At 61.8% G+C, this 16337-nt stretch carries 11 protein-coding genes and 1 pseudogene; 10 read left to right on the top strand and 2 right to left on the bottom strand.

The genetic code is table 11. The annotated features are described in order from the left end of the window. The first annotated feature begins 30 nt into the window (after positions 1 to 30). The 6 genes from KF840_07140 to KF840_07115 all read left to right on the top strand — a co-directional run bounded on the left by KF840_07140 (position 31) and on the right by KF840_07115 (position 11940). Positions 31 to 1410, top strand: coding sequence for a sulfatase-like hydrolase/transferase (locus tag KF840_07140; protein ID MBX3024667.1), 1380 nt, complete (start codon positions 31 to 33; stop codon positions 1408 to 1410). Positions 1411 to 1794: 384 nt separating this feature from the next. Then, entirely contained in the window at positions 1795 to 8778 is a 6984-nt protein-coding gene (locus tag KF840_07135) for a hypothetical protein (GenBank protein ID MBX3024666.1), read from the top strand. A gap of 29 nt (positions 8779 to 8807) precedes the next feature. Then, entirely contained in the window at positions 8808 to 9407 is a 600-nt protein-coding gene (locus KF840_07130; GenBank protein MBX3024665.1) for a hypothetical protein, read from the top strand. A gap of 62 nt (positions 9408 to 9469) precedes the next feature. Beyond that, the gene (locus tag KF840_07125) at positions 9470 to 9982 is read left to right on the top strand and encodes a hypothetical protein (protein MBX3024664.1); all 513 of its coding nucleotides are present in this window, start codon (positions 9470 to 9472) and stop codon (positions 9980 to 9982) included. A gap of 31 nt (positions 9983 to 10013) precedes the next feature. Then, a complete protein-coding gene (locus KF840_07120; protein MBX3024663.1) occupies positions 10014 to 10817 on the top strand; it encodes a prolipoprotein diacylglyceryl transferase in 804 nt (267 codons plus the stop codon). A gap of 241 nt (positions 10818 to 11058) precedes the next feature. Continuing rightward, positions 11059 to 11940 (top strand): PEP-CTERM sorting domain-containing protein, encoded by an 882-nt coding sequence (locus tag KF840_07115; GenBank protein ID MBX3024662.1) that lies wholly within the window; start codon positions 11059 to 11061, stop codon positions 11938 to 11940. A 295-nt stretch (positions 11941 to 12235) separates the two neighbouring features. On the opposite strand, the gene KF840_07110 is transcribed toward KF840_07115, so the two are convergent. Continuing rightward, complete coding sequence (locus KF840_07110; protein MBX3024661.1) at positions 12236 to 12550, bottom strand: helix-turn-helix transcriptional regulator; 315 nt, start codon at positions 12548 to 12550, stop codon at positions 12236 to 12238. Positions 12551 to 12558: 8 nt separating this feature from the next. On the opposite strand from KF840_07110, the gene KF840_07105 reads away from it, so the two are divergent. The 4 genes and pseudogenes from KF840_07105 (at position 12559) to KF840_07090 (ending at position 15210) form a co-directional block, all read left to right on the top strand. Then, a complete protein-coding gene (locus KF840_07105) occupies positions 12559 to 13194 on the top strand; it encodes a MoxR family ATPase (protein ID MBX3024660.1) in 636 nt (211 codons plus the stop codon). Between the two features lie 91 nt (positions 13195 to 13285). After that, complete coding sequence (locus KF840_07100; GenBank protein MBX3024659.1) at positions 13286 to 14485, top strand: VWA domain-containing protein; 1200 nt, start codon at positions 13286 to 13288, stop codon at positions 14483 to 14485. Between the two features lie 67 nt (positions 14486 to 14552). Beyond that, positions 14553 to 14801: a DUF2191 domain-containing protein gene (locus tag KF840_07095; protein ID MBX3024658.1), complete on the top strand. Its 249-nt coding sequence runs from the start codon at positions 14553 to 14555 to the stop codon at positions 14799 to 14801. Continuing rightward, a pseudogene (locus tag KF840_07090) lies at positions 14798 to 15210 on the top strand (PIN domain-containing protein). Before KF840_07095 ends, KF840_07090 begins: the two are co-directional and overlap by 4 nt. Positions 15211 to 15266: 56 nt before the next feature. On the opposite strand, the gene KF840_07085 reads toward KF840_07090, so the two are convergent. Next, the gene (locus tag KF840_07085) at positions 15267 to 16307 is read right to left on the bottom strand and encodes a hypothetical protein (GenBank protein MBX3024657.1); all 1041 of its coding nucleotides are present in this window, start codon (positions 16305 to 16307) and stop codon (positions 15267 to 15269) included. Between the last annotated feature and the right edge of the window lie 30 nt (positions 16308 to 16337).

Below are 16337 nucleotides of genomic sequence, written 5' to 3'. Positions count from 1 at the left end.
ATCCGTCTCACCATCGCCGCGTCGAAACGAATGAACATCTTGCTCCTTGTCGTTGACTCTTTGCGTGCTCAATCTCTCGCTCCGGAGGCGCAAGAGCGGCCTAAAACACCATTTCTGGATTGGCTCGGGACTCAGACCGTTCACTTCAGACGCGCCTATGCGACCGAATGTTGGACGTTGCCAACACATACCAGCATTTTCACCGGGTTGCTGCCTTCTGAGCACGGCGCGCATTTCCAGACGATGGCGTATCGGTCGCCCGCTCCCACGATCGCTGAGATCCTGTCGGCAGCCGGATGGCATACTGAGATCGTCACCCGAAACTTTATATTCGATGGTACGATTCCAGGGATCACACGCGGTTTCCGGCGGAACACGCAGATCTTGTCTGATACGGGCCGATTGAATCCTTTTGCACTGTTCCTCGCGCTCGCGAAGCCGCGCTTTCGCCGCCACGTGCGCGAGACCGGCTTTTTCCATCCAAAACACCAGCAGAGCCGTCGGTTCCTGACGACGTTTGCTCGCGCGATGCTTCCGGCCGACGCGCACTCGCTGGAGTATGTATTGCGGCAGGCATCGTCACTGCACGCGGCTAATCGGAAATTCTTCATCTTCTCCAATCTATATGACGTTCATGCGCCCTATCCGCCGCGCCCCGACTCGATCCTCCGGCCCTCACTTTCGATCGATGGTGTCCGGGAAAATTTGACGCTACCACGGATAATGTCGAAACTTGGCGCACACGAATATCTGCGCGAAGGATTTCGGATCCCTCCGGCGGGTGGCGCAATGCTTCTGGCCCGATATCATCGGGCGATCGAGCTCATGGATACAAAGCTCGAGCGATTCTACAAGCAGGCCAGAGATGCCGGCCTTTTGGAAAACACCCTCCTGATCATCACTAGCGATCACGGTGAGGCGTTTGGCGAGCACGGCCTCTACCTCCACGACGCGTCCGTCTACGACACCCATTTGCATGTTCCCTTGTGGGTTCACCATCCTGGACAGCCGGCGGCGGCGATCGATGATGTTGTAAGCACGCGTGACCTGTTTAGCCTTATGAAAGCGGCCGCCTTCGATTCGTCAGTCGCGCACACGATCTTGGACCCCGGATATCGGGACGAGCGCCCTGTGGCTCTCGCGGAGCACTTCTACTATCCGCACATTCCGGACGCTCGGCCGATCTACCGCTGCAACCTAACGGCGGGGGTCAGCCGCGACGTAAAAATCATCATAAGGCAAAGCGCTATGGAGCAGTACGATGTCTCATCGGACGCGGCGGAACTTCATCCGATAAACTACGCGCTTCAAGATCTGTCTTCCCATGGCGACTCGCCTCCGCATCGAGTTGTTTTCGACCACATAGCGCGGTGGCGAACCGCAGCGCCATTCGAGGACAGGGCACACTGACCTATATTTCCAGGTAGTTCGCTTCCGGGCAGACCCTACCGGCTTAAACCCAGGCCGCTCGTAGGGCCTGAGAGGCGTGTCAATGTGGGTCTACGCCCGCCATTGCATAAATCGGGCGCCCCCGCTCGACCACGCCCCGCCAAGACACATTCGCACAGTCGAGGCCGATCCGCGCGTGCCTTGGCGCGCCTGCAGAAATCGCAAACATTTCTTTTCACTGTTCCGAATGGCTGCGATGCACCCAAGAAACTCACGAATCGTGACTTGACCGAGCATCTACGAGTTCAGTACGTCATCCTCTACACCCGAGGATACCCGCATCGCCGAGGCTGCGCACCTCCTGAGGTGGCGCGCCGCTTTCGAACCACGCGTATTGCATCATAGATGGAGGAGCGAGTGACTCTACACTATCGCCAACCGTATTGGCCTGCACAGCTGTTGCTTCTCCTCGCAACGATATCATTCTTTCATCCAGACCGAGCGATCGGCCAGGCGCTTGATGTCGACGCCGATAATTCCACGGAGCACGGCTTCGCCTTGGGAACAGCAAATCGGCAGCTTCCGGATGCGGCCGGCGGAACGGCCAATCCTGGATTTGGCCTCTCGACGCCATTAACGGTCGATCCGCTCTTTGGAAGTTCTACGACGAGCGTTCCAATCATCGTACCCCCGGGCCGGAAGAATGCCACACCGGAGGTCATCCTCCGCTATTCCAGCAGCGCGACCAACGGGCCCTTTGGCGTAGGTTGGGACCTTTCGCTCGGTGCGGTTCAGCGCGACACGCGAAAGGGCGTCCCCATCAGCGGGACGTCATACGATGATGCCTATGGCTTCGTTCTCACCTTCCCGCGCGGAACGATATTGCTCGACCGTTGCCTGGACGGGCAGCAACCTTCCCTTTGCAACAGTTGGGGATCCCAGGTCGAGGAGATCTGGGTCTCTGCACAGTTTGACCGAGCCGCGAATCAATGGCGGGTCAAAGACAAGAGCGGCATCCAGTATACCTTTGGCGCGACGGGGGCGCGCACTGGCTGGAACGTCAACTCGAATGGCGGCACATTCGGTTGGTTCCTCACCCGAATAGACGACCCAAACGCCAATCGGATCGTCGTCCAGTACACGTCGCCAGATCTGGTGTCCGGCGCCAATCCGTTCGCCTATCTGGATCAAATCGACTACGGCGGAAACAGAGCCGCGGGGTATTCCGACATATTCCATGTAAAGGTGACGTACCAGAGCGGCCGTCAGGACGCCCCCGCGAGCTACAAAGGCGGCTTCGCGGCGCGCGCTACTATGCGAGCGGACAGCATCAAGGTGTGGGCGGATACCGGATCCTTCTCGAGTACCAATCCGAACCGCAAATACCGCCTCGCGTATCAACAAGACCCGGACACGGGCGTCTCGCAACTGTATTCCGTCGGACTCGATGTACCTGGAGAAACATCTCCTCCGGACACGACGTTTACCTACGAAACAAAGCCGAATGGCCTGAACGGAGCGGCAAATGCAGTGTTTGATTTTATGCCCACCGTCAAAGCTCGATCTGTCCTACAGCAGTTCGAAGCCAACCCATCGAGGATAAAGTCCGGGTTTCTCGACGTAAACGGCGACCATCTGCCAGATTTCCTTGACGGCTACAGCGGAAATGAGGCGGCCGGTCTCGTCCTCTATCTCAACAAAGGCGGATATACTTTTCAGCGTCAGAATAATGGTGCAGTGTGGACGAGTCTCACCCATAGACTTTCCTATGACGGGAGCTCGACAGGATTCGAACGTTTCCTGGACATCACTGGCGATGGGTTACCAGACCTTGTAACCCAGGGTTCCGGAACGACGGCGTGCACGACGAGCGCCACAAACCAGACATGTTCCTGGTCTGTGTACCCCAACATCGCGGGCCAGATCTCACCAACCGCACTGTCCTGGCCGGGAGTCCCGACTGCTCTCTTGGGAAAATTCCCCAACCCGATTCAAAGGACGGCTGCAGCCAGTCAGCAGGCACAGCTTATTGACCTGAATGGCGATGGCCTTCCTGACCTAATCCACTGCGGCGCCTGGACCGCAGCGCAACCCTATTGCGACTTCCGCAGGAATCTGGGGACCACGGGGTCGGGTGGGACACTTGTCGGGCTGGGCTTCGCCGCCGCCACATCCTGGTATGTTCCAAACATCCCCTCCGAGTGGTTCGACGATCCGTTGAACAAGATGGCTAGCGGTCCTAACGACATTTGGGACACGCTGCGCTGGGGCCCGCTCGCTGCTTCCGTCGGCGACGGCCAGAGCAACCAGGGCGGAGCCGATTTCAACGACAACTGCTTCTTAAGCCAGATCTATGGGTACCATCTGCTGAAGACCATTGTAGACATCAACGGCGATGGGCTGCCCGATTTGGTCTCGAGCGGTGAGCCCACTCAATTCTGTATACCGTGCACGACCCAGTGTTGTGGATTTCCAAACTGTGCCTCAGGGCGGACGTGGTCCTATACGAACTCGCAATCGCTCCTTCCGTGGCAGGTAGCATACAACACCGGCGCGGGTTTTACCGACGTGGACCCCGCGGGGTGGCAAGGCACGGAACGCCGTTCTGACATTCCATACCTCGACTATACGCGCTTCACCAACAGCGGGACTGTGAGCCTACTTGAGGACGTCAATGGGGATTCGCTTCCCGATTACGTTAACTTCATAGACAACAATCAGGATTGGGAGGTGGGAATCAACACAGGAGATCATTTTACCGGCAACTCTAGCTCGCGGCCGACATGGTCGAATATCGGGAGCAATCGGGCGCTAATCGATAAGGCGCCCCCAACGGGAGCTTACGATGGCAAGGTCAGGTCAACGCTCCTCGACCTAGATGGTGACGGAATCATAGACCGCGTAACGGTCGTCGGGACGACATCGGTCTTCTTTCAGGTGCAGCCCGGTAAACCGCCGCGTGCAAACCTGCTCAAGCGAATCGACACGGGTGTTGGCAGCTCTTGGGAAGCTACTTATGTAGCTGCCGCCGAGTCCGGTGCCGCTCTTCCATTCCCGGTATGGACGGTAAACGCTCTAACGGCGCGCTCTGGACTAACAGGTAACGGCCACGTTCTTACGACGAACTATACTTTCACGGGTCCCTTCTTCGAAGCTGCAACGCGGGAGTTCCGTGGCTTCCGCGCGTCAACAGAAACCCGCGTTGGCGATGGGCGGAAGACTGCCCGGTCGTTTGACCAGCCTCTTCTCCCGAATGAAACCGGCCCTTTATCGCTAGCCCCGTTCAAGCTCCTTTCCCAGGAGACTCGCGACTCGACGTCCAAACTGCTGCTCGACAATTCCACAAAGTGGACGAGCGTTACGGTAGCTACAACGGGCGGCGTTCGGCAGCGGATTCGCCCCCAAACGAGTACTCGGACGGTGTACGGCTCGACGCCGTCGGCGTACTCGCGTCAAGTCCGAACGTTCGACGCCTACGATCAGTACAACAACGTAACGTCGGTAACTGTCACCGGCTCGGTGTCGAGAGGAACGGTCGATACTAGCACTCTCTCGACGACAGTCGTGACGTACACTACCGACATAGCGAAGGCGATTCTCGACCGGCCGCTGACGGTTACCGTGAAGGAATCGGTGAGCGGCAGCTTGGTTCAACGTGCGAGGCGCGAGTATGTCTATGACCCTAGCGGAAACGTCACAGATGTTCTGGACTGGCTGGACAACGACGCTCAGAGAGGTGGCGGCGCCCGTACAGTGACCTCGATGCACCTCGCATACGAGACCGGTCTGGACGCGGCGGCGACTACCGGACTGCCCACTCTGATCCAGACGGGCTGGGGCAATGGTCAAAGCGTTAGCACTAAGGTTCGGTACACGTGCAATAGCGGACTGTACCCGTGCACCGTCACGAACGCTTTCGATCACGTTACGTCTCGAACCTACGATATCGTCCATGGCGGCGAACTCTCGATAACGGACCCCAACGGGGGCACTACCACCTATGCATACGACGGATTCGGGCGGCTCAAGTCGGTAACGGAGCCCCTCGACCCTGTCGATGGCGCCGTCCCGGATGGGCCGCAGCGCGAATCGACCAAGCTCACCTACGTCTCCGGCGCTGGGGCAACCCCCGGATATGTGAAAACTCAGCAGCGCGAGCCTGGCAACGCAACCGGCTACAGCACCGAAGTAGAATTCTTCGATGGACTCGGCCGGCACCTAGAGACGAAATTGGAAAACGAGGTGGATGGGACCGCGGAGGTGACCACGACGGGAGCGGTCCTCTTCGATGCTGCGGGGCGGATTCGGCGCCAAGCTGTCCCATTCATGAGCATGACTGCCCTCACGGCATTCGATTCTGTGGCGGATACGCAGGCTGCCGTTCAATTCAGCTATGACAGCGCGGATAGGGTGAGAACGACTATCACACCCGACGGCAATTCGGCCGAGACCCTCTACGACACCGGGGGAGGTGTGGAGACGCATGACGGCAATTATGTCGCTTGCGCAGCTGATCCACTCGCGCCGAATGCCAGCTGTCCCGGGAAGAAGACCATTCAATTGTACGATCCCTTCGGCCGCGTTGTGGAGAGTAGTGTCTATCGCGGCGCCTCGACTCTGATTCGAAAAGTCACGAAGGCCTACGACGTACTCGGCCATCTGACCAGTGACACAACGAAAGACAGTGCAGGGAATACGGGACAATCCCAGATCACGTACACATATGATTCTCTTGGCCGTCGACTCACGATGAGCGAGAACGACTCGGGACTCTGGCGCTACGTCTACGACGATGCTGGGAATCTCATATCCCAAGACGATCCTCGGACGAGTCAACACGTAGAGGTCTGTTTCGACCAGTTGAACCGGCCGGTTGGCGAAAGTGCCGTCTCGACGGACACCTTCTCTCAGAACCCGTGCGCCCAAACTCCCAACCGCGCGCAGTATCTATATGATGGAGCGACGAATGGAAAAGGGAGGTTGTGGGAGGCTCTCGGCCCGAAAACCGTGATTCTAAGTCCAACGCCTGTCACCGCTGCCACCACAACCGTTCTCGAATACGACAAGCGGGGTCGGGAGGTCAGACTGCGAAAGAGTCTGGCGCCCGGAGGCGGTACGGCGCGCTCGTTTACCTGGACGTATACGTATGATGTAAACGATCGCCTAACGAAGGTGAATTATCCCACAGACTCCGTCGATGAAGACCTGTTCCTGTTCTACAATTCCGTAGGGCGTCTGCGCTCAGCCTACACCGTCGGCAACATTTACCTACAAAACGCGGTATACGATCGATTCGGCAGAATCCTGCGCCAGCAGTTCGGCGACGGATCTGTGCAGGACAAATGGGTGTATTCCGATACATCCGCAAACCTGCGACTGAATCAGATACTTGTTACCAATGGTACGGCCCCCGCGCTGCAGGATTTCCAGTATGGCCCGTATGACCGCGCGGGGAACCTGCTCAAGATAACCGACCAAACGACGACTTATACGGCCGAAAGCGCCCGCGACAACGACTGGACGTACACATACTGGGGTGAGGGGCGACTGAGTACCGCGAAAAAGGGTACCTCAGGTGTAACCGCCTCCTTCACGTATGACTACCTGGACAATATGACAGCCGGGAATCTAGGGTTCCCCGCTCCCGGGGCAAGCCAGTCGATGCCCGCAAGTAGTACGAAGCCGCACCAAATCTCATCCGTCACCCCGCCCGGTGTCGCACCTACCTATCAGGCAAACGGAGGCCTGAAATCACGACCGGCTACCGTGACCGGTGATCTCGGAAAAACGCAAATCGACTACGATGCAGCGGGCCGCGTGGAAAGAGTTACCATGTCCGATGGCACCGTTGTAGAGTACGCGTACGACCACGAGGGACAAATCGTAGCCAAAGCCGTCAACGACACAGATGTAACGCTCTACTACGACGGGTTGTTCGAGGTCCGGGGTGGTACGCTCACGCGGCACTTTTATTCCGAGGACCGGCGAATCGCCCTGAGCATTACGAACGCACCCGCGGGCTTGACCCTCGCGGCCAACTCAGGTGGCACCGCGCCAGGAAGCATGTTGGCGATAGGGCCCAGCGGGTCCCCCGTCAGTGTTGTCCTCTCAGGAAGCATCATGGCGGGGCTTGCGGCCATTGGGACCGCATTCCTCTTTGCGATGTGCTGGGGCGCAGGGCCATTGCGCGTGTCCTTTGTCGGCAAAGTGCGTCGAGGGTGGGTAGCGAGCTTGTGCGTAATTGTCACTATTGACATAGTGGCGTCGCCCATCGGGTTCGATCGGTTGGGGATGCATCCGTCTCGCGCTGAGGCCTCGTGTACCGGTGACGGCGGTGCCACAACTTACTCCGCATACTTCGTGCACCCGGACCATCTGAATTCCGCAAGCATGTTGACCGCCTCCCGCAAAGCTCCTGATGGGAGTCCCGTTACTGAGGGGGCACCGGTCGAATACTACCGATACGGTGCCTATGGAAAACCGGCAGCGTACACGCCGGCGGGTACAGCGGTGACCTCAGGAAGTGAGAAGACGGACGTGTTGTATACCGGGCAACCATGGGATAGCCGCGCCCAATTGTACCGTTTTCCGGGACGGCTCTACGATCCTCAGTTGGCGCGCTTCGTAAGTCTTGACGCTGTGGTGGAAGGCAGAAACTCATACGCCTACGTGCAATGGAATCCGGTGAATCGGATAGACCCAAGTGGGTTCGTTGACATCGACAATTATCAGTGTGGCCCCCTGGGCTCGGTCACGTTCTGCGGCGTAATTGATGGCCCGAGCTATCCATTTAGCCCGGCGTTTCCAATAGGAGAGCCGGGTCGAAACCGAGAGGTAACCTTCGCGCAAAGCATCGACACCACGCTCCGAAAGTTTCATGGCTATTTTGAGAACCGAGCAACCATGAACTTCGAGAATGGAGACTATCCCGGATATGCGGTAGATCTGATCCCCCTTAGTTTCATCCCTGGAGATTTGCGATCGCTGCAGATCGATCTTGTGCTGACGGTAGCGACGGTAGGACTGTCTGAGGGCCTACGCGCAGAATACCGCTACGCCAAGGCCGTTCAATCGATACGACGCGCAGCGCGGCTGGGCAGAGAAGGCGAGGAGGCAGTAGTTGCAGCGGTAGGCAGCATCGGGCGCAAGGTGAGGATCCCGGGAGTGGGTGTCCCGGACGGTTTAACGAAGACAGTACTCAGCGAAGTAAAGAACAAGGCGAAGCAAGGGTGGACGAAGCAACTGAGGCAGTACGCGGAGTACGCCCAGGAAAATAAGCTGCGCTTTGACTTATACGTGGACCCTAATACGATACTCTCGCGCAACCTGTTGGAGGCGCGAAATAGGGGCCTCGTAAATATAATTGATACAATTCCTCTGAGACGCTAATGGGGCACAAGAGAACATCAAAGAAGGGCATGACCCTTGCTGAATGGGACGCGAAGCTCAAGGCGGAGGGCCGTTACGATTCCGTGCAGGCATCCCTTCGAGCGCAGGAGGAGGACCGCCAACGTCATGCAGCGGAGTGGCAGCGAGCGGAAGCGCCACTCGTTGAGGATTTGGCGAAGGTTGGCGTTCACGTCTCGTCGGCATGGGATCTGGTGAACTCGAGCGCTCCGTACCCGCGGGCGGTCCCCGTGTTGCTTGATCATTTGACCCGCAACTACCCCGAGCGCGTGAGGGAAGGAATAGCGCGCGCCCTTGCGGTTCCGGAAGCAATTCAGGGGTGGAGAACGCTAGTCGATCTCTTCCAAAGGGATGATGACCGCAGCGGGCTAACATGGAAAGGAGGGCTTGCGTGCGCGCTCGAGGTCGCCGCGACCGACGAGGTGGCGGACGACATCATCTTGCTCGCGCGCGATCCGAAGCACGGCATCAATCGAGAGGTCTTGATTGATGCGCTTGCCCGACTATCGTCGGACGAGGCAGAAAGAGCGCTGCGAGACTTGGTGAATGATCCCGAGGTCTCAACCGCCGCGCGTCGCGCCCTCAAGAAGCGGCACATCATTAAGCACTGAGCACCAGAGCGGACGAGGCGGGGGACGGTGCGTCCGATTCACGACTCTGAAGGGATTCGAAGATGCGTAATATGAAGGCGATGTCGGCAATGCTCATGATCGGCGCGCTCGCGTTAGTCGCACCATTAGCGCGGAAGCTAGTCGCTCAACAGCGTGACGGGAATGATGAGCATGCGGAACGTCCGATCGTCCACAGGCTTGCAGGTAGCGGTTCATGGCAGGGCCGCATGGCCAATGCGGACGCACGTTGGAAGGAAGGCTCGGGGCGTCCATGGTTTATCCATGCAATTGAGCGGGATGACGGCTCCGTACGCGCGAAGCTCAGCGTCCCTGGGGTTCCTGGGTTCGATGACCTGACCGTTGAAGGACAGCTCGATGGTGACGATGCGTTCGGTGTATTGCTGAACGAGAAAGGGGTGCAGGTCGGGACCTTCAATGCCAAAATGGCTCGGGACGGCAACGGCGGTACCTTCATCCTGGGAAGCGGCGAATCCGGGTCATGGAGCTACGATATGAATACCGGCAACGAAATCCGCAAGGCTGCAGATTCGGGCATTGCAGGTCGGGAAGAGTAGTTGATCGGGGTGGCGTAAAGGAGCCGCGACATTGTACCCCCTGCTGTTCGGAACCTGTCCGACATACGCGATATCACTGGGGATTGCAGTCGTGGTGGGCAGCCTGGTCGCGAAACGTGCGTGGCAGCGACTCGGGCTTCCGAAAGCGTCGGGGACTTCTCTTGGGTTGTTCTTCGTCGCTGCGGGAATTGTTGGCCTTACCGGAGCGAAGGCCGACTCGCTGTTGGAACGCGGAGGGTGGCAAGGCGTGATATGGGAGCTGCAGAATGGTTATCGGTATCCGGGTGCGGTAATCGCCTTACTTTCTATGGTCCCGCTACTCGCTGGATTGGGGGGTCGGCTCACCAAGTCACTGCTCGATCTTGGTGACGCTTGCGCCGGCGCAGCTGGATTCGCAATGGCTATTGTTCGCATTGGTTGCTTCTTCGCGGGCTGCTGCCACGGAACCGTTACTTCCGTTGCGTGGGGAGTAGCGTTCCCTCCGGGCAGCCCTGCCTGGCATAAGCAGTTGGGTTCCGGGTTACTCCTGCCGGACGCACCCGCAGCAATTCCCGTGCACCCTCTTCAGCTGTACTTCGCATTGTGGTCTTTGTGTCTTGCGCTCTTAGTTTGGTGGTGGGCGCCGCGTCGGTCGTACAGTGGCCAGGTCCTCTTGGTCTGGATAGGCGCAGATAACTTGGCAAAGGGAGTACTAGAGTCGCTACGCGATCCACCGGCTCCTCACCTGCAATTGATGTCCTTCGCACTTGGGGCTGTAGCGTGCGGGGCTCTCGCTCTATGGGGGTTCCCCGGAGCCCGCAAACTACGTGCTGTCGGCCATGAACGACCTGCGTGAAGGGTTCGCCCGTGTGGGCGTACTCAATTGGCTCCTAGCGCTGGCCGTTGCCGTCACGAGCGTTGGGGCTGGTTGTGGTAGTGACAGCGACGACGGCTCTCCCGGTCCGGCGCACTTCGAACTGCTTCAAAGCGGGCGCGGAACATTCGTCCCTCGCGACATTTCACGTGATGGCAGGACCGTGGTCGGGGGGATCGAGGGCGCTGACCTCGGATCGCTTTGGCGCCATGGGAGTGGGTTCGTGTTTCTCGAACGTCTCGTGAGTGATGCATCGACTGGAGCGGCGGCGCTGTCGGTCACGGGCCACGTTGTCGTCGGCACCAGCGGCGATCGAGCGTTTCGGTGGCGCCAGGTGGGTGGGATGGTCGCACTGCCTACTATTGGCGGCGCGCCTTCGTCCGCCTGGGACGTTACGCCCAATGGGGCAGCTATAGTCGGCTCGGTCGCCAGTGAAGCAGCGATCTGGGCCAACGCGCGTGCGCCGCGAATGCTTGGCATTCTTACGGGTGGCACTCAGAGCGTGGCCACCAGCGTTTCGGACGACGGCAGAACGGTGGCCGGTCACAGTTCTACGGGAGATGGAGTTCAGGCATTTCGGTGGAGTGCGTCCACCGGCATGGTCGGATTGGGCGACGTAGCTGGAGGGAGCGGACAAAACGTCGCTTGGTCCATTTCCGGCGACGGCCGAAAAATCTGTGGTCGAACGCTGTTGCGGCGGCAGAACGTCGCCAGTGGAATCGAGTACACGTGTGCAGTTCCAACGTCGCCTTTCTGCTGGACGGAGAGTACGGGCATGACCCTCCTGGCGGAGGTTCCATTCAGTCCGACGCCGAACCCGGACAACTGTCGCACAGACAGTGTCTACTGGGGACCCATGGATGTCAGTTATGACGGGTCAACCGTGGTTGGATATGTCGGGGACGGCGGGCTCGGTGACGTTGCCGTGATATGGGACACCGCCGGTCCACATCCGATTTCGGAACAACTCGCAGAAGCAGGGATCGATCTTAATGGCTGGCGGCTGTTGAATGCGTTCGCCGTTTCGGCGGACGGGAGGAAGGTCGCCGGTACTGCGGTAGGACCCGACGGCCAGATCGATGGTTGGGTTGCCTGGATGCCCTAACTCGCGCCCGAGTTGGGGAGGAGTCGGGATCGCCACGGAGGCCGGGACACCTGCGCCGCCTTGGAGTCGAAAATCAGCCGCCGCACGCTCAGGCGCGTCTGCCTGTCGCGACCGGAAGCATAGACGCGCTGTACGATCCCGATGCGAAGAGATCCGACAGATTCTGCGCAATCGAAGTGATCGCCCGGGCGCGCCGTCGGCAGATCCCCGCGCCGTTTACGTCCAGCTGGCACGGTCACTAAGCGGTCTGCGACGTCGGAGAGGCCGGGGCGCGACTGGGAGCGCGTCGCGGCGCTCACCAATCCCTCCAGCAGGGATGCGCGCTCCAACGCTCCGCGCCGCCACCGACCGCTCCTCCGGTCGCTCGAGAGGAACGTTCTGGGGACGCATCTTCCTTCAGAAACTCCTCGATTGCGTGGCAGAACCGCAGCTGAGGCGTCAGATGTCCATTCTCCCATGCGTTCAGAGTTGTTCTATGTACCCCCAGCTTCTTGGCGACGTCCGATTGCCGGAGTCCCAACTCGCGCCGTCGTTGCCTCAGGTGATCGCCGAGTGTTACGACACTGCCCGAGTATGGAGAGCCGCCCAACTTTCGCCCCGTTAGCCGCACCCGGCAAAATGGGACCGAACGAAAGCCGCTTCGGCACCGGCGACGTGGCGGACATCAATCGCTACATCAAGCTCGGGCCGCTCGGCCGCGTCTTCAAGGCCGCGCAGCGGCACGTGCTGCTGATCGACGAGATCGACAAGGCGGATCTCGAGTTCCCCAACGACCTGCTGCGCGAGCTCGACGAGATGCGCTTCACGATCACCGAGACCGGCGAGGAGGTGCAGGCGAACCACCGGCCGGTGGTGCTCATCACCTCGAACAACGAGAAGGAGCTGCCGGACGCGTTCCTGCGCCGCTGCATCTTCTACTACATCGACTTCCCCGATCCGCCGCTCATGCGGCGCATCATCGACGTGCACCATCCGCACCTCGACGCCACGTTGCTCGACCAGGTGCTGATCAAGTTCTACTGGCTGCGCGAGCAGAGCGACCTGCGCAAGAAGCCGTCGACCTCGGAGCTGATCGACTGGATCAGCGCCCTGCTCCGCTCCGGCATCAGCATGGAGCAGATCGAGAGCCACATCCCCTTCGTCGGCGCCCTGCTCAAGACCGAGCAGGACGTGGACGCGCTCAATCGCTACGATCAGAAGAGCGGCCGCTATCCCAACAAGTGGGCCGACCTCGGTCCGCGGTACAATCAATGAAGAATTTCACCGCCGAGACGCAGAGGCGCGGAGGTCACGCGGACCAGTGCTCCGCCTCCGCGACTCTGCGCCTCTGCGGTGAAAGATTCTGATGTTCCTCGACCTCTTCTACGGCCTGCGCGACGAGGGCGTTCCGGTCGCCATCCAGGAGTGGCAGGGGTTCCTGCGCGCTCTCGAGCAGGGGCTGCACGGCTGCAACCTGCTGCGCTTCTACCACCTCGGGCGCGCCTGCCTGATCAAGAGCGAGACCTACTTCGACGCCTACGACCGCGTCTTCTCGCGCGTCTTCAAGGGCGTCGAGGGCGCCTTCGGCGACGACGTCACCGCCCAGGTGATGGAGTGGCTGAAGGATCCGAAGAACTTCCCGGAGCTGTCGCCCGAGGACTGGGCGGCGCTCGAGCGGTTGTCGTCGGACGAGCTGATGCGGCGCTTCCTCGAGCGCCTGCAGGAACAGACCGAGCGCCACGACGGCGGCGACAAGTGGGTCGGCACCGGCGGCAAGTCGCCCTTCGGGCACGGTGGCCAGCATCCGACCGGCATCCGGGTCGGCGGCCAGAGCAAGAGCCGCTCGGCGATGAAGGTCGCCGAGGAGCGCCGGTACAAGGACTACCGCACCGACGACGCGCTCGACGTGCGCTCGGTGAAGGTGGCGCTGCGCCGCCTGCGCCAGCTCACCCGCCAGGGCCAGCAGACCGAGCTCGACCTCGACGAGACGATCGACGAGACCTGCCGCAACGCGGGCGAGATCGAGATGGTCTTCCGCGCGCCGCGCCGCAACAACGTGCGACTGCTCCTGCTGCTCGACGTCGGCGGCACGATGGACCCGTACTTCGAGCCGGTGAGCCGCCTGCTCACCGCGCTGCACGAGGACCACGGCCTGCGCGAATTCCAGCCGTACTACTTCCACAACTGCATCTACGACCACGTCTACACCAGGGCGCGGATGATGCGCGCCGACGCGGTGCCGACCGGCGACATCCTGCGCAGGCTCGACAGCCGCTGGAAGTGCGTCATCGTCGGCGACGCCGCGATGCACCCCGCCGAGCTGCTCGAGGCCTACGGCAACATCGACCCGCGCCAGGGCGCCGCCACCGAGGGCATCGTCTGGCTGCGCCGCATCGCCGAGCACTTCGAGCGCAGCGTCTGGATCAATCCCGACGACAAGCCGTACTGGGACGGCTCGCACACCGGCCGCCTCATCCAGCGCATCTTCCCCATGTTCCACCTCAGCGTCGACGGCATCGGCCAGGCCATGCAGGCGCTGGTCGGGGCGAGACCGGCCGCGGCCTGATCCCGCCCCGGCTGCGGGACCGCTGGTCGATTGGCGCCCGTCTGGCTCGGTGACACGGGTCTCCCATATGAAGACCACCATCGATCTTGCCGATCCGCTCCTGCGCCGCGCCAAGCAGCTCGCGGCGCGGCGCCGGACGACCCTGCGGGCGGTGATCGAGGAGGCGCTGCGCGCCGCGCTCGAGCGCGACGCGCAGGCCCGTCGCCCCGAGCCGCTGCGGACCCACGCGGTCGATGGCCGCGGGCTCCAGCCGGGGCTGTCGTGGGACGACTGGAACACGCTCAGATCCCTGGCGTACGAGCAGCGCGGCGGGTGATCGCGATCGACACCAACCTCTTGCTGTACGCGCATCGTCGAGACTCCCCCTGGCACGAGGCGACGGCGCGCTGCCTGGCCGAGGTGGCGCGCGGGCCCTGGGCGATTCCGTGGCCGTGCGTGCACGAGTTCCTGGCCATCGCCACGCACCCGCGGGTGTTCGATCCGCCGCCGCGCTGCGCGCCGTCGAGAGTTGGCGTGCGGTCGGCACGCTGGTGCTGCTCGACGAGGCGGACGGCTACTGGGACGTGCTGGCGCGGGTGCTGCGCGACGCGCGCGTGGTTGGTCCGAAGGTGCACGATGCGCGCATCGCCGCCCTCTGCCTGCAGCACGCCATCAGCGAGCTCTGGACCGCCGATCGCGACTTCTCCCGCTTCGCGGGCCTGGCGACGCGCAATCCCGTGGCGTGAGCAGGCGAGGCGTCGCCGGCGCCCACTGCGGCACCGCTCGGCGGTGAACGTTCCGCTCAGAAGAAGAGGTCCCAGCTCACGCCGCCCTCGACCCAGCTCTGGTCGAAGTCGCGGTTGCCGCTGACGCCGCCGCGCAACGCCATCTGCGGGGTCAGGGTCAGGCGCAGGTCGAGGCCGCCGCGGTACCACTGGCTGGTGTCGCCGAGCACGAAGCCGGTGACGCTGCCGTAGAGGTGGGCGCGCCAGCGATCGCTCGCCGGCCCGGCGTAGACGCCGATGGCGCCCTGCGGCCCGATCGCGTGGTCCTCCGCGAGCGACGGGCTCCAGTCGACGATCGCCTGCGCGAAGCCGTAGAGCAGAGCGCGCGGCCAGGGCGCGATCGCCACGCCAGGCCCGCCGTGGGTGTGCCAGACGTAGTGTTCCCGCAGCGCGTCGTGGGCGTCGGGCAGCAGGCGGTTGTCGAGGCCGGTGCCGACGGTCCACGAGATCGGGTGGAAGAAGGCGTCGAGCGGCGAGAGCGAGGTGATGTCGACGAGGGTGAAGCGCTCGACGCGCGGGTCGCGGTCCTTCGTGTAGTAGCGGAACAGCAGGTCGCCGGCGCTGATCGCGGCGCCGGGCGTGTACCCGCCGCCGGGATCGAGCAGATCGTGGTAGGCGAGCCGGGCGCCGGCCTCGACGTAGTACTTGCCGTCGCGCGCCCCGCTGCCGAGGCTGGCGCGCATGCTCCGGTGCCCCTCGTCGGGCCGCACCGCCGGCGTCGGCACCGGGTCGAGACCGCTGCCCGCGTACGGCACCTGGCTGCGCGCCAGCAGGATGGCGCGGGCGCGATGCTGCTCCTCGGGCGTCGCCTCGCGGTCGGTCAGGTAGCGGTAGCGGAAGAGATCGAAGGCGGTGTTGAGGACGGCGGCGCGGGCCGCGTCGTCGGGCAGCGCCGCCAGCGCCGGGTCGTCGGGCGGCCGCGTGCCGTCGGCGATCGCCGCGGCGAGCGCGTTGTCGGCGTGCGGCATCGTCGCCGCGGCGTGGCGCAGGCGGGTCGCCGCCGACGGTCGGAAATTCGCGCCGGCGATCAGGCCGGGGGTGTCGGCGACGGCGCGCACGGTCTCGGCGGGGACGACCAGGCCGCGGAA

Source organism: bacterium, assembly GCA_019637795.1.
In the GTDB taxonomy this organism is placed as follows: domain Bacteria; phylum Desulfobacterota; class Binatia; order HRBIN30; family CADEER01; genus JAHBUY01.
Note: the sequence above shows the minus strand (reverse complement) of the source record. Positions and strands in the feature narration are given on the sequence as shown.

What these genes read in the sequence shown, in the direction of transcription:
- KF840_07125 (MBX3024664.1), top strand. Translation starts at nt 9,470, where the DNA reads ATGCGTAATATGAAGGCGATGTCGGCAATGCTCATGATCGGCGCGCTC.
- KF840_07095 (MBX3024658.1), top strand. Translation starts at nt 14,553, where the DNA reads ATGAAGACCACCATCGATCTTGCCGATCCGCTCCTGCGCCGCGCCAAG.
- KF840_07135 (MBX3024666.1), top strand. Translation starts at nt 1,795, where the DNA reads ATGGAGGAGCGAGTGACTCTACACTATCGCCAACCGTATTGGCCTGCA.
- KF840_07140 (MBX3024667.1), top strand. Translation starts at nt 31, where the DNA reads ATGAACATCTTGCTCCTTGTCGTTGACTCTTTGCGTGCTCAATCTCTC.
- KF840_07130 (MBX3024665.1), top strand. Translation starts at nt 8,808, where the DNA reads ATGACCCTTGCTGAATGGGACGCGAAGCTCAAGGCGGAGGGCCGTTAC.
- KF840_07105 (MBX3024660.1), top strand. Translation starts at nt 12,559, where the DNA reads ATGGGACCGAACGAAAGCCGCTTCGGCACCGGCGACGTGGCGGACATC.
- KF840_07100 (MBX3024659.1), top strand. Translation starts at nt 13,286, where the DNA reads ATGTTCCTCGACCTCTTCTACGGCCTGCGCGACGAGGGCGTTCCGGTC.